This is a genomic window from Dysgonomonadaceae bacterium zrk40 (assembly GCA_016916535.1).
Taxonomy (GTDB): domain Bacteria; phylum Bacteroidota; class Bacteroidia; order Bacteroidales; family Dysgonomonadaceae; genus Proteiniphilum.
This window is the reverse complement of the sequence record CP070276.1, coordinates 146,607-169,020: the sequence shown is the minus strand read 5'-3', so window position 1 is coordinate 169,020 and position 22,414 is coordinate 146,607. Positions and strand designations below refer to the sequence as shown.

The following is a 22,414-nucleotide window of genomic DNA, read 5'->3' as shown; positions in this document are numbered from 1 at the left end:
ACCTTTGCAGCTTGTTACACAATTTTAGGTTATTACAGAATGGAATGGTTTGTTGAACTTATTAGCGGATCGGGTATTGCGCATTCGATCCTGATCTTGGCAGTGGTAATTGCCATTGGACTCCTGCTGGGTAAACTCAAGATCTTCGGGATCTCATTGGGTACCACCTGGATCCTTTTCTTCGGTATTTTTCTCGGTCACCTGGGCCTTCTCATCGAACCTGAGCTCCTTCATTTCCTGAAAGAGTTCGGTTTGATCCTTTTCATCTTCTCCATAGGGATGCAGGTGGGCCCCAGCTTCTTCTCCTCCTTCAAGCAGGGAGGGATCACTCTCAACCTGCTGGCTTCGGGTGTTGTTTTCCTGGGTGTTGCCACCACCATCGTGATTCACCTGCTTACCGGTTTGCCTATTGCCACGATGGTAGGCATCCTCTCGGGTGCCGTCACCAACACGCCCGGTCTGGGAGCGGCACAGCAGACCTTTACCGATGCCACCGGCAGCACCGATCCTACCATTGCCACTGCCTATGCGGTTGCCTATCCGTTGGGAGTGGTGGGCATCATCCTCTCACTGGTGCTGTTCCGTTACATTTTTCGCATCAACCTCACACAGGAGAACAAGCGTCTGGATCAGATGAACGATTCGAAACAGACGGAGGCTCAGATGTTCACCCTCAATGTGCTTAATCCCGCCATCATGGGTAAGAACATCAGGCAGATCAAGAAGCTGATCGATCGTGAGTTTGTCATCTCACGGGTGCTGCATGCACGGAGCGGTGAGCTGGTTGTTCCCCAAACAGAAACGAAACTGGAGGATGGGGACCGGGTGCTGGTGGTCTCCAACCTGAAGAACATCGAAGCGATTGAAGCACTCATTGGTAAACGCATCGACATGAACAGGGAGGAGTGGGCCAAGCTCGATTCACAGCTTGTCTCCCGCAGGATCTCCATCACGCGCTCTGCAGTGAATGGACGTTCCATCGGTAACCTGCGCCTGCGCAACCTCTTCGGCGTCAACATCACAAGGGTGAACCGTGCCGGTGTGGACCTGATTGCCGATACACGGCTGGAGCTACAGCTGGGCGACCGCGTCACGGTGGTGGGATCGGAAGAAGCGATTGCCAACGTGGAGAAATTCCTGGGCAACTCGATGAAACGACTGCGTGAACCAAACCTGATCTCCATCTTCATCGGCATCGCACTGGGCGTACTGGTGGGCAGCATTCCCTTCATGATTCCGGGGATACCACAGCCTGTGAAGCTGGGACTGGCGGGTGGACCACTGATCATTGCCATTCTGATCAGTAAGTTTGGGCCCCGCTACAAGCTGGTTACCTACACCACCATGAGTGCCAACCTGATGCTGCGCGAGATTGGCATCTCCTTGTTCTTGGCCTGCGTGGGACTGGGTGCAGGGGGCAACTTTGTTGAGACCGTGGTGAACGGTGGATACATCTGGATAGGCTATGGTGTGATCATCACCATGTTGCCGCTGCTGATCATCGGCTTCATCGGCCGCAAGGTGAGCAAGCTGAACTATTTCACCCTGATGGGGCTGCTTGCGGGAAGCATGACCGATCCCCCGGCACTGGCATACGCCAATGCCAGCGCAGGGAATGATGTGCCGGCAGTGAGCTATGCGACGGTTTACCCGCTCACCATGTTCCTCCGTGTGATCATGGCACAGTTGTTGATTCTTATTTTTCTCTGAATGAAGGGGTCAGCCTGAACAGGGAAGAGTCTTGTCGCAATCGATTGCACACGATTCTACGCAAAAGATCCGCTTGTAAAAGTCATTCGTTCCCATTTCGTTGTAGATTTGTAGTCGAAGACAATAATTTAATACGCAGACCATTTCAAGGGATCTCACCCTTCGAATGGGTTTAACAAAAGGATCTGAATGGCTCTTATTGCATTTCATCTCAACTATCATACCACCTGGGGGCAACAGGTCTGCCTCTGTGGGTCGACGCCCGAGCTGGGAGCGTTCGATGAGGCCCGGGCGTTACCGCTCACAAGCAACGGTGACAACTGGAGCACCACGCTGAAGATGGGCGTGACCGATACCCTCGAGTATTATTACCTGATACGGCAGGGCAACAGCACCATCCGCCGGGAGTGGGGTGCAAGACGTCAGCTCCGCGTGATTAAAGGGAAGAAGGCATTCAACGTGCAGGATCACTGGAACGACAAGCCGTACCATTCTTATCTCTATTCATCGGTATTCACCGACAGCATCTTCCATCATCCCATATCATCGTTGCCGACAAGATATTATTCCAGGTCGCTGTTGCTCAACATGATCTGCCCCTATGCCAACCGCGACCAGGTGGTGGCGGTCTGTGGCGCAGCAGATTTGTTGGGAGGATGGGATCCCGCTAAAGCAGTGCCGCTCACCTGCGTGAACAATGGCGAATGGCAGATACTCCTTGATGCGGAGTCACTTCCACTGATCAGTGAGTACAAGTTCCTGATCATAGACCGCCGCAGCGGCGAGGTGGTGCACTGGGAAGATGGCGCCAACAGGCTGCTGGATGCAACCTCCGCTCAGCAGGAGAACAGTGTGACGGCGGAGATGTCGATTGCATACCGCTATTCCGGTTTCACATTCAGAGGAACCGGAACGGCCATCCCTGTTTTCTCACTCAGAACGGAGCAGAGTTTCGGCATCGGTGACTTTGCCGATCTGCGGAAGATGATAGAGTGGACTGCGCGCACCGGGCAACAACTGATTCAACTGTTACCGGTGAATGATACCACCACTACCAGAACATGGAAGGATTCCTATCCCTACAGTGCCATCTCCATCTATGCCCTCCATCCCATCTACCTGGGATGCAGCGACTATCCGTTGAAGAACAAAAGAAAACAAAAGCAATACCTGAACCGGGCAGCCGCCCTCAACCGGCTTAAAGAGATCGATTACGAAGAGGTGTTGCAGCTCAAATCGGCATACAGCCGTGATCTCTATCTTGAGGAGGGGAAAAAAGTGCTCTCATCGGACGAATACAACAGTTTCTTTGAAAACAACAAACAGTGGCTCTTCCCCTATGCCTGCTATTGCACCTTGCGCGACAGGAACGGAACTGCCAATTTCAGGGATTGGAACGGGTACGCCACCTACAGCGAGTCACAGCTGAGAGCGTTGCTGGAGGCTGATGCTGCAGCGACAGATGAAACAAACTACTGGTATTTCGTACAATATCTGCTGCACAAGCAGTTCTCAGCAGTGAAAGCCTACGCGCATCAGTTCGGGATCAGCCTGAAGGGGGACATCCCCATCGGGATCAATCGTGACAGCATCGACGCCTGGACTTCACCCCATCTGTTCAACATGGATACCCAAAGCGGGGCTCCTCCGGATGACTTCTCCTTTTTTGGTCAGAACTGGGGGTTTCCTACCTACAATTGGGTTGCGATGGAGAAAGAGGGCTTTGCCTGGTGGATCAACCGCTTTCGAAAGATGGCCGACTATTTTGATGCCTACCGCATAGACCATATACTTGGTTTCTTTCGTATCTGGGAGATTCCGCTGGATGCCGTACAGGGGCTGCTGGGACATTTCAGTCCTGCCTTGCCCTACTGGCCGGAAGAACTGAACCGCGCAGGCATCCACTTCGATGAGGAACGTATGGTGCAGCCATTCATTCACGAACAGTTTCTGCCGGAGATTTTTGGCCCCTATGCCGATGAGGTAAAGGAGAAATACCTCGAGGTGAAAGGGTGGCAGCTGTTCCGTTTGAAGGAGTGTTGCGATACCCAACGAAAAATTAAACAAATATTTGAAGGTGAGCAGGATGAGAAGTCGGTACGGGTGCGCGACGGGCTTTATTCCCTTTGCACGGAGGTGCTCTTCGTACGTGATCCGCTCGATCAGCATCGTTTTCACCCCCGCATCACGGCTCAATATTCCTATTCTTACCGCTACCTGGACGATCATGTAAAAGAGGCGTTCAATCGTCTTTATGATGACTTTTTCTATCACCGCCACAACTACTTCTGGCGTGAACAGGCGATGCGTAAATTGCCGGTGCTGATAGCTTCAACCTCTATGTTGGTTTGTGGGGAGGACCTGGGAATGGTGCCCGATTGTGTTCCCTCGGTGATGCATGAGTTGCAGATGCTCAGCCTGGAGATACAGCGGATGCCCAAGGATCCCAAGGTGCTTTTTACCGACCTGCAGTGGTTGCCTTATCACTCAGTCTGCACCACCTCTACACATGACATGTCACCGATACGCCAATGGTGGGGCGAAAACCGGGAGTTGACACAACGATATTACAACGAAGTGCTCCACCAGGATGGGGCTGCTCCGGATGAATGTACCATTGCGATATGCAACAAGATCATCACCTCACACCTCCACTCATCGGCCATGTGGGTGATTCTGCCCTGGCAGGATTGGATGTCGCTCGATGCCGCACTCCGCAATCCCGATGCTTCGGCCGAACGAATCAACATCCCGGCAAACCCTGAGCATTACTGGCGCTACCGGATGCATCTCTCCATTGAAGAGCTGCTCAGGGAGACATCGTTCAACGAAGAGGTTGCCGCGATGAGCAACAGGATGTAAACATCTATCTAGTTATTTGAGAAAACCACAAAAAAGTGCGGCCCTCCCATTTGGGAAGGCCGCTTTCTTTATGTAGTGAGATGAGGGTTATGCCTTTCCGGCACTGCCCAACACCTTTTCTGTCTTGTGCTTGTAGAGCTTTTTCAACTCCTCACGTGCCGGTCCCAGGTACTTACGCGGGTCGAACTCTGCAGGGCTGTTGGCAAACACTTCACGTACGGCAGCGGTCATTGCCAGACGACCGTCTGAGTCGATGTTGATCTTGCAGACAGCCGACTTGGCTGCTTTGCGTAACTGCTCTTCGGGGATACCGATGGAGTCACTTAGCTTTCCGCCATACTTGTTAATGGTCTCAACATATTGCATTGGCACAGAAGAGGAGCCATGCAGCACGATGGGGAAGCCGGGGATTCGTTTTTCAATCTCTTCGAGGATGTCGAAACGCAATGGTGGTGGTACCAGCACTCCTTCTTCATTGCGGGTGCACTGCTCGGGAGTGAACTTGAACGCACCGTGTGAGGTGCCGATGGAGATAGCCAGTGAGTCAACACCGGTACGTGATACGAAGTCTACCACTTCGTCGGGTTCGGTATAGGTGTGGTGTTCAGCCACTACATCATCTTCGATGCCGGCCAGTACACCCAGCTCACCCTCTACTGTCACATCGTGCTGATGTGCATATTCCACCACCTTTTTGGTGAGGGCTATATTTTCTTCGTAGGGAAGGTGCGAACCATCGATCATCACCGATGAGAAGCCACTGTCGATGCAATCCTTGCAAAGTTCAAAGCTGTCACCATGGTCAAGGTGCAAAACGATGGGGATTTCATAACCCAGTTCCTTGGCATATTGTACGGCTCCCTGTGCCATGTAGCGCAGCAGCGTTTGGTTGGCATATTTGCGGGCACCGCTCGATACCTGCAGGATGACGGGCGATTTGGTTTCCACACAGGCTGATACGATTGCCTGCAGCTGTTCCATGTTGTTGAAGTTGAAAGCGGGGATGGCATAACCACCGTCTACTGCTTTCTTGAACAACTCTTTTGAGTTCACGAGACCCAGTTCTTTATAACTTACCATGATCTTATTGTTTTTAAATTGGAGTTTAAACCTAAATAATATCACAAAAATACGATTAAAAATGCAATTTATGAAATTATTTCCCCAAAGAGTGCTAAAAGATGTCTGCAGTGAGCGAAATAACCGGTAAAAAAAGGAGTCGATAAAATCATCCAAACCGATTGTTTTTTTTATTTTTTTTCTATTTTTGTACTCTACGGTCATTAACCGCTCTCTGATTTCCGCAATGAGCATACTGGTGCCGGAATGAGTCGCCTTAGCTAATATTATTAATTTCAAACACTTTACATTTTTTTATTATGATTATTGGAATACCGAAAGAGATCAAAGTATTGGAGGGTAGGGTAGCCATGACACCCGCAGGGGTGATGGAGCTGACCCGCAGAGGACATACTGTTTACCTGCAGAAGGGTGCCGGCGTGGGGAGCAATCTGCCCGATGAGCGCTACCAAATGGCAGGAGCAGTGATCCTCGACACCATGGAAGATGTATATGCCACGGCAGAGATGATCGTGAAGGTGAAGGAACCACTGGAAAGAGAGTACAACCTGATTCGTAAAGGTCAGATTTTGTTTACCTACTTTCATTTCGCATCCAACAAGCAGTTGACACAGGCAATGATTGACAGCGGAGCTGTTTGCATCGCCTATGAGACCGTGATGGACAAGCTGGAAGCACTCCCGTTGCTTACCCCCATGAGTGAGGTGGCCGGAAGGCTCTCGGTACAGCAGGGGGCAAAATACCTTGAAAAGCCACAGGGAGGCAAAGGTGTGCTGCTGGGAGGTGTGCCGGGTGTCAATCCGGCCGAAGTGATGATCATCGGTGCCGGTGTGGTGGGTCACAATGCAGCACTGATGGCTGCCGGCCTTGGTGCGAACGTGAAGATGCTGGACATCAACCTGAACCGCCTGCGCTATCTCTCCGAGGTGATGCCTGCCAACGTGAAGACCCTTTATTCCACCGAGATGTCGATCAGAGAATCACTCAGGAGTGCCGATCTCGTGATCGGGGCCACACTGATTGTAGGAGCCAAGGCTCCCCACCTGGTGTCGCGTGAGATGCTCAAGGAAATGACTCCCGGCACGGTGATGATTGATGTCTCTGTCGATCAGGGTGGTTGCTTCGAAACAACGCGGCCAACGACACACGCCGACCCAATATTCGAGGTTGATGGCATCATTCACTATTGTGTGGCCAACATACCCGGTGCGGTACCCATCACCTCCACGCGTGCTTTGACCAATGCCACAATGCCCTACGTGATAAGGCTCGCAGAGTATGGGTGGGAAGAAGCATGCAAACGATTTGAAGACCTTAGGCAGGGACTCAACATCCTCGACGGGGAGGTGGTCTACAAGAGCGTGGCCGATTCACTCAATCTGCCTTACAGGGAGCTTCACTGGTAAGCGATCTTCATGGCTGCATCCTGTTTTTACCGGGATGCTGCAGAGAGGCACGGAAAAAGGGATCAATCGGGAAAGATTATCCCTTTTTCCTTTGCAGATAAGGAAAAATTATTTTTCTTTGTTTGCCTTATTTAGATTATTTTTATACAGCGTCAGAATCACAGCATCGCAATGGAAGATTACAACAAGGAGACCCAGATACAAATTGAACTGAGCGAAGAGGTTGCACAGGGAACATACTCCAACCTGGCCGTCATCTCTCACTCCGCATCGGAGTTCGTGGTCGATTTCATCCGCATGGTGCCCGGCATGCAGAAAGCAAAAGTGAAGTCAAGGATCATATTGACACCTGAACATGCGAAACGGTTGTTGCATGCCCTGAAAGAAAACATCGACAAGTTTGAACAACAAAACGGTCCCATTCGCATTCAAAGTGATCCCGGCTTTCTGCCACCCATCGGTGGTATAGGGCAGGCGTGAAGCTGACCATTTCGTCACATCTCACAGCAATTATGGAAAAGGAAAAAGACATCACAGCAAAAAAATACAACTGGTTTACCATGTTCTGGTCAGGTTTCACCAGCATGAGCCGCATGAGCAAAACACTCTGGATCGTGGCAATCGTGAAGCTGGTGATCATGTTTTTCATCCTCAAACCCTTCTTTTTTCCGAACGTTTTGGAAACCAACTACGACAATGATGCCGACAAGGCTGAACATGTCCGCACGGAACTTTATGAAAAAGTGCCGGCATCCGAATGAACCCAATCAAATATAAAAAAACTAAATAAACCAACATCTATGGATCTTTTAAGTGCATCTGCAGTAAATTGGTCGAGAGCGCAATTTGCGCTGACGGCCAGCTATCACTGGCTGTTCGTCCCGCTCACCATTGGACTGGGACTCATCATGGCCATAATGGAGAGTCTCTACGTCAAAACAGGAGATGAGAAATGGAAGAATGCCACCAAGTTCTGGCAGAAGATCTTCGGCATCAATTTCGCCATCGGTATAGCTACAGGCATCATCCTCGAGTTTCAGTTCGGCACCAACTGGTCGAACTACAGCTGGTTCGTGGGCGATATCTTTGGAGCTCCTCTCGCCATTGAAGGAATTCTGGCCTTCTTCATGGAAGCCACCTTTGTCTCTATCATGTTTTTCGGTTGGAACAGGGTCAGCAAAAAAATGCACCTGGCTTCCACCTGGCTGGTATTTGTGGGTGCTTCTCTCTCTGCCTTCTGGATCCTGGTGGCCAACGCCTGGATGCAGTATCCCATCGGTATGGAGTTCAACCCCGAGTCGGTCCGCAATGAGATGGTTGACTTCTGGGCGGTGGCTTTCTCACCGGTAGCCTACAACAAGTTCCTGCACACCACCTTCTCCTGCTGGGCCGTGGGTGCCGCCTTCGTGGTGGCCATCTCCGGATGGTACCTGCTGAAAAAGAGACATACCGATTTTGCGGTGAAGAGCATGAAGATTGGTTCACTGGTCGGTCTGGTGGCTTTCGTCATGCTGGCGGTTACCGGCGACGGTTCGGCATACCACGTGGCACAGAAGCAGCCGATGAAGCTGGCAGCCATGGAGGGCCTTTATGAAGGCACAGAGGGTGCCGGTCTGGTGGCTGTGGGGATGCTCAACCCTGCACGGAAAAACTACAACGATGAGGTGGATCCCTACATCTTCAAGATAGAGCTGCCCAAGCTGCTCTCCCTTCTGGGATACAGGGATATCAACGCCTTTGTGCCGGGCATCATGGACATCGTAGAGGGTGGCTACACCCTTCAAGACGGCACCACGGCGCTCTCCTTTCAGGAACGCCGGGAGAGAGGACTCAAGGCCATTCAGGCGCTGGCCGACTACCAGGTGGCCAAGGAGGAGGGACGTGATGCAGATGCTGCCAACCATGAGACCATCCTGCGCGAGAACTATGCCCACTTCGGATATGGCTACCTCGAAACAGAGGAAGATCTCATCCCCAACATACCGCTTACCTTCTACAGCTTTCACCTGATGGTGATGATTGGGATGTATTTCATTCTCTTCTTCATGGTGATGCTTTATTTCCTGTATAAAAAAGATATGGTCACAAACCGCTGGCTGCAATATGTGGCCCTCTGGAGCCTCCCGTTGGCCTACATTGCCTCCGAGCTGGGGTGGGTGGTTGCCGAGGTGGGACGACAACCCTGGACCATCCAGGATATCCTGCCGGTACAGGCTGCCTCCTCAGCCATCTCGGCAAATAACGTGGCCACCACCTTCATCCTCTTCGCGGTGCTGTTCACCGGTTTGCTGATTGCCGAGGTGACCATCATAGTGAAGCAGATCAAAAAGGGACCCGACAGTGAAGGGCTGAAAGCGTGATTGTATCAAGGTTGAACGGATTTAAAGATAAATATTATGATCACTTACGAATTTCTACAACAATATTGGTGGTTCATCATGTCACTGTTGGGTGGCCTGCTGGTGTTCCTGCTCTTTGTGCAGGGAGGTCAATCGATGCTCCACTCCCTCTCACGGAAAGAGGATGAGAAGAGGCTGCTGGTAAATGCTCTCGGCAGAAAATGGGAATATACCTTCACCACGCTGGTCACTTTCGGGGGGGCCTTCTTCGCATCTTTCCCGCTCTTCTATTCCACCAGCTTCGGCGGCGCCTACTGGGCATGGATGATCCTGCTCTTCTGCTTTGTGCTGCAGGCGGTATCCTATGAGTTCCAGTCGAAGCCGGGTAACATCTTCGGGGCTACAACCTACCGCATGTTCCTCTTCATTAACGGACTGCTCGGCACCTTCCTGCTGGGAGTGGTGGTGGCTACCTTCTTTACCGGATCGGAGTTCACCGTGGGCAAGGGTAACATCGCGGGACTGGGTACGGCAGGACCGATAATCAGCCAGTGGCAGAACCCGCTGCACGGATTGGAGCTGCTGGGGAACCTGCGCAACCTGACACTTGGATTTGCCGTATTCTTCCTGGCACGTACCCAGGCCAGCCTCTTCTTCGTAAACAGGCTCAGCCATGAGGTGCTGGAGAAGCGCTCCCGTAAGTTTGTGCTGTACAACGGACTGCCCTTCGTGGTATTCTTCCTCATTTTCCTCATCTGGACACTCTTTTCCGAAGGTTATGCCGTGGATCCCCTCACCAAAGATGTATACCTGGAGAAGATGAAATACCTGAACAACTTCATCGAGATGCCGCTGGTGATGGTGCTCTTCCTCCTGGGGGTGGTTGCCGTGCTTTATGGTATCATACGAACAGTATTCAGTGCTGAGTTTAAGAATGGGATCTGGTACGCCGGTGCAGGTACTATCGTCACGGTGACCATGTTATTGCTGATTGCCGGTTACAACAACACCGCTTATTACCCTTCGTCGGTTGATTTACAGAGTTCGCTTACCCTGCAGAATTCATCTTCAAGCGAGTTCACACTCTCGACCATGGCGGTGGTGTCACTGCTTGTACCGGTGGTGGCTGCTTATATCTTCTATGCCTGGAGGGCACTGGAGCGAAAGAAACTAAGCCTTGATGATCTGAACAACGACGGACATGCCTATTAGGCTCACTGCAAAATGATTCAAGAGGGTGGGGTGCATTTACATGCCCCCCCTTTTTGTTTCTGCAGTTCATTTTCGGCTGGAAAAAGGGCTGATGTCGATAATAAAGTGTAATTTTGCAAAAGAATATAACATCGTTCTTATATGGAGAGAAGATTTTTTCTGCTGCTGATCAGCTCACTAATGATAGCCGCAACGTTTCTCATAAGCTCCTGTGGTGAAGGTGGAAATGGGTTGAACCGGACGGCCAATAAACTGACGTTGGACACCATCCACATCGAATCGCGCCGCCACCTGGGGGGGGACACAGCCAATCCCTACTGTGACATCCGTCTCCATGTGATCTATCCCATTGACAGCGAAGGGACAAACCTGGATACCCTGCAGCGTTACTTCGTAACGGCGCTTTTCGGACCGGCCTACCACAATCTGAAACCGACGGCGGCCATAGAGGAGTATGTCAGAAACTATGAGGAGAACTACAGCCGTGATGCTGCCATCTATCGCGAGAATGCGGGCTCAACTGTGACACCCGATGAAATGATGCAGGATGAAGTGCTGGACCATGACCACGAGGGTCTTTCCACCGCTGAAAGCTTCTATTCCTATTACGAAAGCATCTCTGATACGATCTTTTACAACCAGCATGGCATCCTCTCCTTTCAGGTGAGACAATCGAACAACAAGGGGGGAGCAACTTCCTACCAGCTCTGCCGCAACCATGTCTTCAACTTGAGACAAGAAGCTCCCGTCACTGAGAACGAGCTCTTCAAAGCCGGTTATGATACTGCGCTGCGCAACATCCTCATCGCCTCCCTGCTGGAACAGAATGGCGTGAAGAGCATCGAGGAGCTGGAAGAATTGGGATTCTTCGGCATCCGTGAGATCCTGCCCAACAAGAACTTCCTGCTCAATGGCAAAGGGATTGTCTATACCTTCAACAAGGGAGAGTATTCCGCTTATCAACTTGATGCGCAGGAGATCATGATCCCCTACGGCACTATACGCTCTCTGTTGAGAGAAAATAGCGTTGCATCTAAACTGGCCGACCTGAAGTGAAAGAGATCAAACATTATTTCCCCGCACTGACGGAACAGCAGGTAAAGCAGTTTGAGGCACTGGGTGACCTCTACAGGGAGTGGAACAGCAAGATCAATGTCATTTCCCGAAAGGATATCGACAACTTATACCTGCATCATGTACTTCATTCATTGGCGATTGCCAGGTATGTCTCTTTCACTCCCGGCACCAGCGTCATGGATGTGGGTACCGGTGGAGGCTTCCCTGGGATCCCGCTGGCGATCCTCTTTCCGGAGAGCCGTTTCCTGCTGCTCGACAGCATCGGGAAAAAGATCAGGGTTGTGCGTGAGGTGGCTGATGCCATTGGCTTGACCAATGTGGAGGCAATTCATTCACGTGCCGAAGAGGAGAAACGTACGTTTCACTTCGTGGTGAGCCGTGCGGTGATGCCCCTACCGGAGTTGATCCGCATCATTCGTAAGAACATCGCGAAGGAACAGATCAATTCATTGACCAACGGTGTTATCTGCCTGAAGGGGGGTGACCTGACCGCAGAGCTTCATCCTTTCCGGCAGGTGGCCGATGTGGTGTCACTGACCAATTACTTCACCGACCCCTTCTTCGGGACAAAGAAACTGGTTTATGTGCCCCTGGGCTGAACGATGAAAATAAATGAGAACGGCATGAAGATAAAGACTTTTGAATTCAATCCTCTGGGAGTCAATACGTATGTACTCTCTGACGAAACCGGGGAGTGTGTGGTGATTGATGCTGCATGTTATTATGCCTACGAACAGGAACTTTTGCTCAATTACCTTCTGGATCACGACTTCGTGGTGAAGCATCTGATCAACACCCATCTCCACTTCGACCATCTCTTCGGAGTGAACCTGCTGGCAAACAGGTTTGATCTTCCCCTGCTGTACCATCCCGACGATGCGTTTCTGCTGGAGGATATTCCCAGTCAGATGGGACTCTTCGGATTCCCCTCCCACCATGCCGATTACAAACCGGTGAGGAGCGCATACCTGAAGGAGGGTGATAGGGTATCCTTCGGAAACCATACACTTCAAATCTTGCATGTCCCGGGACACTCTCCCGGCAGCATCGCATTCTATGAGGCCGAAGCTGCTGTAGTGATGTGCGGTGATGCTCTTTTCAATTCCGGCATCGGACGTACCGATCTGCCCCGTGGCAGTTATGAGACACTCAACACCAGCATCCGCAACAAGTTATATCTGCTGCCGGAGGAGACACGTGTCTACCCCGGTCACGGACCTTATACCACCATCGGTGATGAGAAACGGCACAACCCGTTTGTCAACATGAATCAACAATGAAAGAACCCAACTAAAGCCTATTCATAGCAATGGAACATTTTAAATACCGCCACATCGGCATCAGCGAAGCAGACAAGAAAGTGATGCTCGAGACCTTGGGAGTGAACAGCATGGATGAGTTGATCGAACAGACCATCCCGGGTGACATACGGCTGTCAAAGCCCCTCACGTTGCCTGCAGCACTTACCGAACAAGAGTATGCCGAGGAGATTGCCCGCATCGCCGCTCGCAACAGGATCCATGCTTCCTACATCGGAATGGGATGGTATGACACCATTACTCCAGCCCCTATCTACCGAAACGTGTTTGAGAACCCTGTCTGGTATACCTCCTACACACCCTATCAGGCAGAGATATCACAAGGCCGGTTGGAGGCACTTCTCAACTTCCAGACCGTGGTGAGCGAACTGACTGCGTTGCCGCTCGCCAACAGCTCATTGCTCGACGAGGCCACTGCCGCGGCGGAGGCCGCCACCATGATGTATGGCCTGCGCAGTCGTGATCAGGTGAAGCAGCAGGTAGAAACCCTCTTTGTAGACCGGCATCTCTTTCCACAGACACTTGCCGTGCTCCGTACACGAATGCGGCATACCGGAATTGAGATTGTTGTTGGCGACTACAACAGCTTCACTTTTGAGACCCCCTGCTTCGGTGCAATCGTGCAATATCCCAACAGCAACGGTAGCGTGGAGGATTATCGCTCCTTCACAGAGAAAGCTCATGCGGTGGACTGCAAAGTGGCAGTGGCAACCGACTTGATGGCGCTGGTGCTGCTCACTCCGCCGGGAGAGTGGGGAGCCGACATCGCCTTTGGCAGCAGTCAACGTTTTGGTATCCCCATGTTCTTCGGTGGACCCTCTGCTGCCTTTTTCGCGACCCGCGACGAGTACAAGCGTTCCATGCCAGGCCGTATTATCGGCATCTCGAAAGATGCTTATGGAAAAGAAGCACTACGTATGGCACTGCAGACGCGCGAACAGCATATCAAACGGGAAAAGGCCACCTCCAACATCTGCACCGCGCAGGCATTGCTGGCTACGATGTCATCCTTCTATGCCGTATATCATGGACCGGAAGGGCTCAAAAGTATCGCCCGCCGCATCCACTCGCTAGCCTCACACGTCAGTGATGAGCTGCAAGCGATGGGATACCGGCAACTAAATGAAAGCTTCTTCGATACCCTCACCATAGCCCTACCTGAAAGCATTTCCGTTGAGGATATCCGCAACCATGCCGAGATGCGCGAAATAAATCTCCGTTATCATTCAGATGGACGAATAGGCATCAGTCTCGACGAGACTACCAACGACTATCGCGTGCATGAGCTGCTGGCTCTCTTTGCTATGGCTGCCGGAAGCTCCAAGGTATTCATGATTGATGATCTTCCCGAAAAGAGCACCTTGCAGGAGGAGCAACTGAGGAAAAGCGATTTTCTGACACACCCCACCTTTCAACGTTACCACACCGAGACGGAGCTGATGCGTTACATCAAGCGACTGGAACGGAAGGATATCTCACTGGCGCACTCCATCATCTCACTGGGCTCCTGCACCATGAAGCTGAATGCCGCTTCGGAACTGCTGCCGCTCGGACTGACAGGCTTCCAGCGCATACACCCCTTTGCACCGGAAGATCAGACGGAAGGATACAAGGAGATGATCGATGAACTGGAGGAGATGTTGTCTGTGATTACCGGGCTGGCTGCCACCAGCCTGCAACCCAACTCGGGTGCCGCAGGTGAATATGCGGGGCTGATCACCATTGCCGCATATCAGGAAAGTATCGGGCAGGGATCACGAAAAGTGGTACTCATCCCAGCATCGGCACACGGCACCAATCCTGCCAGTGCCGTACAGGCAGGTTATACACCGGTGACGGTGGCCAGTGATGCCCGTGGCAACGTAGACATGGATGATCTGCGCAACAAGGTGGAGCAGTATCGGGATGAACTGGCAGCCTTCATGATCACCTATCCCTCCACGCATGGCATCTTTGAAACGGAGATCCGTGAGATGTGCCGCCTGATACATGAGACAGGAGGGCAGGTTTACATGGATGGGGCCAACATGAATGCCCAGGTAGGGGTGACCAACCCCGGTACCATCGGAGCCGATGTGTGCCATCTCAACCTGCACAAGACCTTTGCCATCCCCCACGGTGGCGGAGGTCCCGGCGTGGGGCCGATCTGCGTGGCGGAGCACCTGGTGCCTTTCCTGCCCGGACATCCTGTTTCGCTTGCAACGGATACGAACACCGTGGCAGCTGCCGCTTACGGCAGTGCAGGGGTGCTCCCGATCACTTACGGCTATATCCGCATGATGGGTGCCGACGGATTGAAAGAAGCAACAGAAGCAGCTATCCTCAATGCCAATTACCTGGCAGAGAAGTTGAACAATTCTTACGGAATCCTCTATCGGGGTGCTGACGGCAGGGTAGGTCATGAGCTGATCCTGGATTGTCGCGGCCTGAAAGAGGTCTCCGGAATTACCGAAACCGATATCGCCAAGCGACTGATCGACTATGGCTATCATGCTCCGACACTCTCCTTCCCGGTACATGGTACCCTGATGGTAGAACCCACCGAAAGCGAGAGCCTGGCGGAGCTGGATCGTTTCGTGGCGGTGATGGATCAGATTCACGAGGAGATCATCGAGGTGTCACGCGGAACATTCAGTCGCGAAGACAATGTACTCATCAACGCGCCTCACCCCGAATATGAGGCTGTGGCGGACGAGTGGAAGCATGCCTATCCGCGCAGCAAGGCTCTCTATCCGTTGCCGTTCGTTGCAGAAAACAAGTTCTGGGTGAACGTTGCAAGGGTGGACAATGCCCATGGCGACAGGAACCTGGTATCCTGCCTCTGCGAGCTTTGATGAGTCCCTGTAAGAAGAATCGTTCGATCAAAACTGCTTATCGCATGCATGGTAAATATATCCTTTCTGTCCTACTGTTCGGCCTGATGTCCCTGCTATTCCACTCTTGCGGAAAAGAGGATGTTAGTGAGAATGCAGCCCGCCTACGGATCAAGCTGACCGATGCGGCAGCCCCAATGCTGAAGGAGATGTATCTTCACATAGAAACAATCGACGTACTGCCTGTTGACAGTGCCGGGGTGGAGGGTGAGTGGGTTACCCTTGATTTCAACGGAGGTGAGTACAACCTGCTCAAGCTGATGAACGGTAAAACGGTGCAGCTTACTGATCAGTACTTCCCCGCGGGAGGGAAGATCGACAAGATTCGGCTGGCGCTGGGAAACAACAACAGGATGGTGACAGTCACCGACAAGCCTATCCCGCTTCAAAAATCGCCCAACGTGATTGAGCATCTGATCATCGACAATGTAAACGCAGCTCTCCCTGCAAACTTCATTGTAAGCATCGTGATCGATATCAATGCGGCACTCTCTGTCTACGATTTGAATGGCAACTATTATCTCGCCCCCCGCGCCAGAGCCTACCCTGAGACCTATGGAGGCTCATTGAGAGGTTATGTGACCCCGATAGAGGCATCACCGGTTGTACTGATCACCCGTGAAGGGGACTCACTCTTCTCCCTTCCCGAGGGAAGCGAAGGGATGTTCCTCTTTCCCGGTCTTGAGGAGGGAGCATGGAAGGTGCATCTGTTTGCCAATCCGGAGTCTGGGTACCGTGATACCATCTTCCTCTCTGACACCATCCGGCAGGGCAGGGTCACCGAGATCACCCCCAAACCCATACGTTTGCAGCTGCAATAGAGGATTTAATTAAATTTCACATCTGCAATCGTGAAGGGATTCGCTTCTTTATTATCTTTGCATGAATGATTGCCATTTACAAGCGAATCAAAACTATTTAACAATATCACACTGATGAAAAAATTCCATTTTGCACTAATTTTAGCAACACTGCTGGTTATCGGCACCTCTTGTAAGCCGAAGCAGAGTGCATACAAACAGGTATACGAAGCAGCCAAGGAGAGAGAGATGCAACAAACTGCCTCTCAACCCACCACTGTGGTGAAGGATGCCAGCCCACTGCCTCCCGTAGAGGTCTCCGTGCGCAAGGAAAAGGTTGAACCGGTTTATCCTACCGACGCTTCAGGATTGAAGAAATACAGCGTGGTGATTGCCTCACTGAGTGTGAAACTGAATGCGGAATCGCTTAAGACACGCATGATGAACGAGGGTCATAATGTAATCCTGGCAGAGAACGAACAGGGGATGTATCGGGTCATCATTGCCAGTTATGACGAAAAGGATGCTGCTGCTGCAAAGCGTGAAGAGATATACAACAACTATTCCGCAAAAGGCAATACCGATTACCTGAGACAAACCTACGGGGTACCGTTTAACGATCTATGGATTCTTGAAAGACAATATTAACCGTTGAACGGTTGTACTTCTTTCACGTTCACCCTGTGAGGTGAACAAATATTAGAAAAGCTGCCCGTTGTCTGCAATGCGGCAGCTTTTTTTGAACGGGATGACTATGAAGATACGATTTTTGGGTACAGGTACCTCGACCGGTATACCACAGATTGGGTGCAGTTGCCCTGTCTGCCAATCGGTTGACACGCGGGACAGGAGACTGCGATGCTCGGTGGCGATCACAGAGGGGCAGCAGCAGATCTTGATTGATTGCTCGCCCGACTTCCGTCAGCAGGCACTCATGTTGCCCTTCCGGAAGATCAACGGTATCCTTTTTACCCATGAGCACTACGACCATACCGGCGGCATAGACGACCTGCGTCCCTATTCACAGTTCGGAGCTGTGGATCTTTATATGGAGGTGCGTCTGGAAGATGCGGTGAAGAAGAGGCTTCCCTATTGCTTTGCCGAAAAGAGGTACGGCGGTATACCCAATATCCGGATTCAACGCATCGACTCACACCATCCATTTCTGATAGGTGAGAGGGAGGTGATCCCGATCAGGGTGCTACACTACAAGCTTCCGATATTGGGGTTCCGCATCGGCAACTTCGCCTACCTTACCGACGTGAAGAGCATTCCCGAAACGGAATATGCGAAGCTGCGTGATCTGGATACACTGGTCATCAGTTCACTTCGCAAGACAGAACACATCTCACACCTTTCTCTCACAGAGTCGTTACAGATCATTGAAAAAATTGGTCCTACAAACGCATATCTCACCCATTTCAGCCATGAGATGGGGTTGCATGCCGACCTGATGGAAGAGCTTCCTGCCGGTGTTTACCCGGCGTATGACGGTTTGGAAATCAATCTCTGAGCTGTCTATTTTTGTTTTTTTAACCAAAAGAAACGCAGCGTTTGGTGGCCGCTAACGTCTTTTCAATGGACTTCCTATCCTGCTATCCTGAGATCAGGTGATGTTGTAACGTAAAAAAAAGGATGCACCATTAAACTATCTCAATTGATTGGTGTCAGAGAATAAAGATAAAACAGATCGTAAACACAAATAAATGGGGAGAAACAATGAAAACGAATAAAATTTTACTGGCAGTTATGTTGACAGCCATACCTTTCTTCGGTTTCGCCCAGGAATGGGATGATATCTATGCAGATCCAACTCAAAAGGAGAGGGTGAAAGCAGAGGTGAAACAGCAAGAACCGCAGAAGAAAAAGGTAGTCATCGTACAGGGTGATGCCACAGGCATGGAGATACAGGCCAACGGCAGAGATGTGGATGAATACAACCGGAGGAGCACAAATGATCTACCTGCCGGTGACGAGGCATATGAAAATGATTCACTCGAATATGAGGATTATCAGTATACAGATCGTATTGTCCGTTTCCACGATCCTGAATCGAGCATCAAGATTACCGGTGCCGATGAGGTGATTGTTTACGTGGGGGATGATCTCTACGAGAACTACAACAACCGCGGATGGGAATCAAATTATTACTACGGCATGGGCTGGGGAATGGGTTACTATCCCTGGTATGATCCCTGGTATTACAGCGGCTGGTACGATCCCTGGTATGGCTTCGGATCCTACTATGGATGGAGTCGCTGGCACAGTCCCTGGTATTACAGTCGCTGGCACAGCCCCTGGTACTACGGTGGATGGTATGATCCATGGTATTACGGTTACGGCAGCTATTACGGCTATGGTGGCTATTACGGCTACTACGGTTATGGAGGCGGCTACTCACATGGTTTTAATGACGGCTATTACAGCAGTTTGACACAGAACAGATCCGGTCGTAGCAGCGGGATATACAGAAGAAGCTCAGCCAACAGGAGCAGCGCAAGCACAACCGGCCTCGCAAGCCGCTCATCAGCATCAACACGTTCAACCCTTTCCGGTAGAAGTGCCAGCAGCAATACGCGCAGCACCCTCTCCGGTAGAAATGCCACGTCAACCAACCGCAGTGTGGCAGGCACACCCAGAACACGCATCATCGACAACAATGGCAGGGTTCTTGATTCCAGAACAGGAAGGGTCATTGATCGGAGTGGGACTACCCGCAACAGATCGATTTACGGTACTGCTCCCAGCAGCCGCACCGGAAGCTATTCAACCGGCAGAAGCAGCAGCGAAAGAACATACCAACGTAGTTCAACTACCACCGGCAGAAGTGGATCAACCTATCAGCGTTCTACCACCACTACCCGGAACAGGAGTTACACCGCTCCCTCCCGTAGTACACAGTCGAACCGCTCTTCAACATACAGCACCCCATCGAGGAGCAACAGTTCCACGAGAAGTAGTTCTACTTACTCGGCTCCCAGCCGCAGCTCATCATCCAGCTCCGGTTCATCCAGTCGCAGCTCCGGTTCATCCAGTCGCAGCTCCGGATCATCCGGTCGCAGCTCCGGTGGCGGACGTAGGTAAACAGGAGTAACGTACGAATAGAATCGTTTCGAATAAACATAATGTCAGCACAATATGAATAAAATCACATATCTTGTCAGTTCTTTGCTCATCTTGTCCTCCTCTCTCTTCGCACAGGGAGAGGTGGATGCCTTGCGCTTCTCACGTGAGGGACTTTACGGCACGGCACGCGCCATGTCAATGGGCGGTGCCTTCGGTGCGCTGGGGGGCGACCAGAGCGCCCTGGCCATCAATCCTGCCGGCATCGGGGTGTATCGCACTTCAGAGGTGGTGGGTACTTTCAATCTCTCCAACAACCAATCTGTTGTGGGGGGACAGACAGCCAGTAAAACCCGCTTCAACATGGACAACCTCGGCTTTGTAGGTTACTTCCCGCTGCGCAACGACATGATGCCGGTGGTAAACTTCGGCTTCTCCTACAACAAGCTGCAGTCGTTCGACAGGAATGTCTCTGCGATTGGCACCGCCAAGGGTACGTTGATCGATTACATGGCCAGGAACAGCGCCGGATATGACCCCCTCTACCTGGAGATGGGAGACAATCTCCCCGATCCATTTTCGAATGATATGCCCTGGCTGACAGTGCTCGGCTACAACTCCTGGTTGATTGACCCGGTGTATGATGATGAAGAAAAAAAATATAAATATGAACCGGTGACAACAGAGCCCGGTCCGATCAATGAGATCCGTCTTCGTGAAAGAGGATACATTGACAACTACGACTTCACCGTGGGAACCACCATTGGTAACGTACTCAACCTGGGCTTTGCACTCTCTATCAAGGATATATCCTATAGCCTGACATCCGATTATCTGGAAGATTTCAACAATGGCGGTTACACCCTAACCAATTGGCTAACCACCAGCGGTGCCGGTGTCAGTGCCAAGATAGGAGCCATTTACCGCCCGGTGAACGAGCTGCGTCTGGGGCTGGCTTACCATACTCCTACATGGTACGCTCTGACCGAGACCTATGAAGCGCAGATTGATGACGACATGGGAGCATATATTACAGATCCCGATTATCAACCGGCAGTAACCAGCTCGAAGTCATTTATCAACGATTACGACCTGAAAACGCCCGGCAAGCTGGTGGCCAGCATCGCTACAGTATTGGGAAGCCGTTTCATTGCAAGTCTCGACTACGAGATGACGGACTACTCTAAAATGAAGCTTGCGCTCCCCTCCGGAGCCAACGATGAGGAGGATTGGTATGAAGAGGACAATGAGTATATCGCGATGGATTTCCGGCCGGCATCGACCATCCGTGCAGGTATGGAATATCGCTTCACACAGCAGTTCTCCGGTCGTCTCGGCTATGCCTGGATGCAAAACCCCTACGACAGTGACCTGGTTGAGTTCGGTGATGCAGCCATCGTTGGATCAAACACCATCTACCGGATGGAGGGAGACACCAACTACCTGACAGGGGGACTCGGTTATCGCTTCAACAGGAATTTCTTCCTCGATATGGCCGTGGTATACAGCACTCAGACCGATGATCTCTATCCCTTCCCCAACTATTACGATGGGGCAACACTCTCTGTTGATGCATCGCCTTTTAAGATGAACAACAACAGCCTGAAAGGTTTGATCACATTGGGATACAAGTTTTGAACAAGCTGACAAAAAATATCAAAAGCCGGGAATTCAACTCCCGGCTTTTTTTTACCTTTTCAGGTTTCACAAGCAATACTTCAATCAAAATAATCGCATAAACCGTCAAGAGAGAAACATGCGAAACTTGAATTACCTGTATTGCGAAAAATAGTACCTTTGCAGCTTACAATACAATTATACAAGTATCCCTATGGAACAGCAGAAAGGTTATCTAACCACAGACGACAAAAGAAAAGTGACCACCCACCGTCTGATGGAAATGAAACAACGGGGTGAGAAAATATCGATGCTTACGGCATACGATTACTCAATGGCGACTGTGATCGACCAGGCCGGGATGGATGTGATCCTGGTGGGCGACTCGGCATCGAACGTGATGGTGGGCAATACCACCACGCTGCCCATGACCGTAGAGCAGATGATTTACCACGGTAAGTCAGTGATGAACGGTGTGAAGAGAGCCATGGTGGTGATCGACATGCCTTTCGGAAGCTACCAGGGAAACCCCCGGGAAGCGGTGGCCAACGCGGTACGGATCATGAAGGAGACGGGAGCCGATTGCCTCAAGCTGGAAGGGGGCAGGGAGATCATGGAATCGGTGAAGCTGATTCTCAGCGCCGGCATCCCCATCATGGGTCACCTGGGACTGATGCCCCAGTCGATCAACAAGTATGGCACCTATGCAGTAAGAGCTGAAGATGAAGTGGAAGCAATGAGACTGGTGGACGATGCCCACCTGCTGCAAGAGGCGGGTTGCTGCTCATTGGTGCTGGAGAAGATACCTTCTATGCTGGCAAAAAAAGTTGCGGATGAGCTGACAATACCGGTCATCGGTATCGGCGCCGGCCACCATGTGGATGGTCAGGTATTGGTGATGCACGACATGCTGGGGCTGAACAAGGGCTTTTCACCCCGTTTCCTGCGCCGCTACGCCAATTTATTCGAAGAGATAACCATTGCCGTACAAAACTACATTAAGGACGTTAAAACGGCTGATTTCCCCTCAGAAAAGGAGTCTTACTAGTTGGCAGG

General features: G+C 51.4%; 18 protein-coding genes. 17 read left to right on the top strand and 1 reads right to left on the bottom strand.

What is annotated here, in order from left to right; translation table 11 throughout:
- The first annotated feature begins 39 nt into the window (after positions 1-39).
- Entirely contained in the window at positions 40-1,710 is a 1,671-nt protein-coding gene (locus JS578_00745; GenBank protein QRX63829.1) for a putative transporter, read from the top strand.
- Between the two features lie 189 nt (positions 1,711-1,899).
- The gene (locus tag JS578_00740; GenBank protein ID QRX63828.1) at positions 1,900-4,572 is read left to right on the top strand and encodes a 4-alpha-glucanotransferase; all 2,673 of its coding nucleotides are present in this window, start codon (positions 1,900-1,902) and stop codon (positions 4,570-4,572) included.
- 87 nt (positions 4,573-4,659) lie between these two features.
- On the opposite strand, the gene JS578_00735 is transcribed toward JS578_00740, so the two are convergent.
- Positions 4,660-5,652 carry a class II fructose-1,6-bisphosphate aldolase gene (locus JS578_00735; protein QRX63827.1) on the bottom strand — a complete coding sequence of 331 codons (993 nt, stop codon included), beginning with the start codon at positions 5,650-5,652 and terminating at the stop codon, positions 4,660-4,662.
- Positions 5,653-5,951: 299 nt separating this feature from the next.
- Between JS578_00735 and ald the strand changes: the two genes are divergently transcribed.
- The 15 genes from ald (at position 5,952) to panB (ending at position 22,406) form a co-directional block, all read left to right on the top strand.
- Entirely contained in the window at positions 5,952-7,058 is a 1,107-nt protein-coding gene (gene ald, locus JS578_00730) for an alanine dehydrogenase (protein QRX63826.1), read from the top strand.
- Between the two features lie 171 nt (positions 7,059-7,229).
- On the top strand, positions 7,230-7,538 hold the full coding sequence (locus JS578_00725) for a DUF3467 domain-containing protein (protein QRX63825.1): 309 nt from the start codon (positions 7,230-7,232) through the stop codon (positions 7,536-7,538).
- 80 nt (positions 7,539-7,618) lie between these two features.
- The gene (locus tag JS578_00720; GenBank protein ID QRX64873.1) at positions 7,619-7,819 is read left to right on the top strand and encodes a DUF4492 domain-containing protein; all 201 of its coding nucleotides are present in this window, start codon (positions 7,619-7,621) and stop codon (positions 7,817-7,819) included.
- 39 nt (positions 7,820-7,858) lie between these two features.
- Positions 7,859-9,418, top strand: coding sequence for a cytochrome ubiquinol oxidase subunit I (locus JS578_00715; protein ID QRX63824.1), 1,560 nt, complete (start codon positions 7,859-7,861; stop codon positions 9,416-9,418).
- Positions 9,419-9,454: 36 nt separating this feature from the next.
- Positions 9,455-10,609 (top strand): cytochrome d ubiquinol oxidase subunit II, encoded by a 1,155-nt coding sequence (cydB, locus tag JS578_00710; protein ID QRX63823.1) that lies wholly within the window; start codon positions 9,455-9,457, stop codon positions 10,607-10,609.
- Between the two features lie 141 nt (positions 10,610-10,750).
- Positions 10,751-11,665, top strand: coding sequence for a DUF3298 domain-containing protein (locus tag JS578_00705; GenBank protein QRX63822.1), 915 nt, complete (start codon positions 10,751-10,753; stop codon positions 11,663-11,665).
- Positions 11,662-12,285 carry a 16S rRNA (guanine(527)-N(7))-methyltransferase RsmG gene (gene rsmG, locus JS578_00700; protein QRX63821.1) on the top strand — a complete coding sequence of 208 codons (624 nt, stop codon included), beginning with the start codon at positions 11,662-11,664 and terminating at the stop codon, positions 12,283-12,285. Before JS578_00705 ends, rsmG begins: the two co-directional genes overlap by 4 nt.
- A 24-nt stretch (positions 12,286-12,309) precedes the next feature.
- Entirely contained in the window at positions 12,310-12,966 is a 657-nt protein-coding gene (locus JS578_00695) for an MBL fold metallo-hydrolase (protein ID QRX63820.1), read from the top strand.
- Positions 12,967-12,995: 29 nt separating this feature from the next.
- Positions 12,996-15,839, top strand: coding sequence for an aminomethyl-transferring glycine dehydrogenase (gene gcvP / locus JS578_00690; GenBank protein ID QRX63819.1), 2,844 nt, complete (start codon positions 12,996-12,998; stop codon positions 15,837-15,839).
- 44 nt (positions 15,840-15,883) lie between these two features.
- Entirely contained in the window at positions 15,884-16,699 is an 816-nt protein-coding gene (locus JS578_00685) for a DUF4382 domain-containing protein (protein ID QRX63818.1), read from the top strand.
- A 114-nt stretch (positions 16,700-16,813) separates the two neighbouring features.
- A complete protein-coding gene (locus tag JS578_00680) occupies positions 16,814-17,326 on the top strand; it encodes an SPOR domain-containing protein (protein QRX63817.1) in 513 nt (170 codons plus the stop codon).
- 106 nt (positions 17,327-17,432) lie between these two features.
- Positions 17,433-18,191: an MBL fold metallo-hydrolase gene (locus tag JS578_00675; protein ID QRX63816.1), complete on the top strand. Its 759-nt coding sequence runs from the start codon at positions 17,433-17,435 to the stop codon at positions 18,189-18,191.
- Between the two features lie 206 nt (positions 18,192-18,397).
- A complete protein-coding gene (locus JS578_00670) occupies positions 18,398-19,762 on the top strand; it encodes a hypothetical protein (protein QRX63815.1) in 1,365 nt (454 codons plus the stop codon).
- Between the two features lie 54 nt (positions 19,763-19,816).
- Entirely contained in the window at positions 19,817-21,379 is a 1,563-nt protein-coding gene (locus JS578_00665) for an outer membrane protein transport protein (GenBank protein QRX63814.1), read from the top strand.
- A gap of 193 nt (positions 21,380-21,572) precedes the next feature.
- Positions 21,573-22,406, top strand: coding sequence for a 3-methyl-2-oxobutanoate hydroxymethyltransferase (gene panB / locus JS578_00660; protein ID QRX63813.1), 834 nt, complete (start codon positions 21,573-21,575; stop codon positions 22,404-22,406).
- Positions 22,407-22,414 lie beyond the last annotated feature (8 nt).

Excerpts from the sequence above, each read along its gene's own strand:
- JS578_00745 (QRX63829.1), top strand. The coding sequence starts at position 40 with ATGGAATGGTTTGTTGAACTTATTAGCGGATCGGGTATTGCGCATTCG.
- JS578_00740 (QRX63828.1), top strand. The coding sequence starts at position 1,900 with ATGGCTCTTATTGCATTTCATCTCAACTATCATACCACCTGGGGGCAA.
- JS578_00735 (QRX63827.1), bottom strand. The coding sequence starts at position 5,652 with ATGGTAAGTTATAAAGAACTGGGTCTCGTGAACTCAAAAGAGTTGTTC.
- ald (QRX63826.1), top strand. The coding sequence starts at position 5,952 with ATGATTATTGGAATACCGAAAGAGATCAAAGTATTGGAGGGTAGGGTA.
- JS578_00725 (QRX63825.1), top strand. The coding sequence starts at position 7,230 with ATGGAAGATTACAACAAGGAGACCCAGATACAAATTGAACTGAGCGAA.
- JS578_00720 (QRX64873.1), top strand. The coding sequence starts at position 7,619 with ATGTTCTGGTCAGGTTTCACCAGCATGAGCCGCATGAGCAAAACACTC.
- JS578_00715 (QRX63824.1), top strand. The coding sequence starts at position 7,859 with ATGGATCTTTTAAGTGCATCTGCAGTAAATTGGTCGAGAGCGCAATTT.
- cydB (QRX63823.1), top strand. The coding sequence starts at position 9,455 with ATGATCACTTACGAATTTCTACAACAATATTGGTGGTTCATCATGTCA.
- JS578_00705 (QRX63822.1), top strand. The coding sequence starts at position 10,751 with ATGGAGAGAAGATTTTTTCTGCTGCTGATCAGCTCACTAATGATAGCC.
- JS578_00695 (QRX63820.1), top strand. The coding sequence starts at position 12,310 with ATGAAGATAAAGACTTTTGAATTCAATCCTCTGGGAGTCAATACGTAT.
- gcvP (QRX63819.1), top strand. The coding sequence starts at position 12,996 with ATGGAACATTTTAAATACCGCCACATCGGCATCAGCGAAGCAGACAAG.
- JS578_00685 (QRX63818.1), top strand. The coding sequence starts at position 15,884 with ATGCATGGTAAATATATCCTTTCTGTCCTACTGTTCGGCCTGATGTCC.
- JS578_00680 (QRX63817.1), top strand. The coding sequence starts at position 16,814 with ATGAAAAAATTCCATTTTGCACTAATTTTAGCAACACTGCTGGTTATC.
- JS578_00675 (QRX63816.1), top strand. The coding sequence starts at position 17,433 with ATGAAGATACGATTTTTGGGTACAGGTACCTCGACCGGTATACCACAG.
- JS578_00670 (QRX63815.1), top strand. The coding sequence starts at position 18,398 with ATGAAAACGAATAAAATTTTACTGGCAGTTATGTTGACAGCCATACCT.
- JS578_00665 (QRX63814.1), top strand. The coding sequence starts at position 19,817 with ATGAATAAAATCACATATCTTGTCAGTTCTTTGCTCATCTTGTCCTCC.
- panB (QRX63813.1), top strand. The coding sequence starts at position 21,573 with ATGGAACAGCAGAAAGGTTATCTAACCACAGACGACAAAAGAAAAGTG.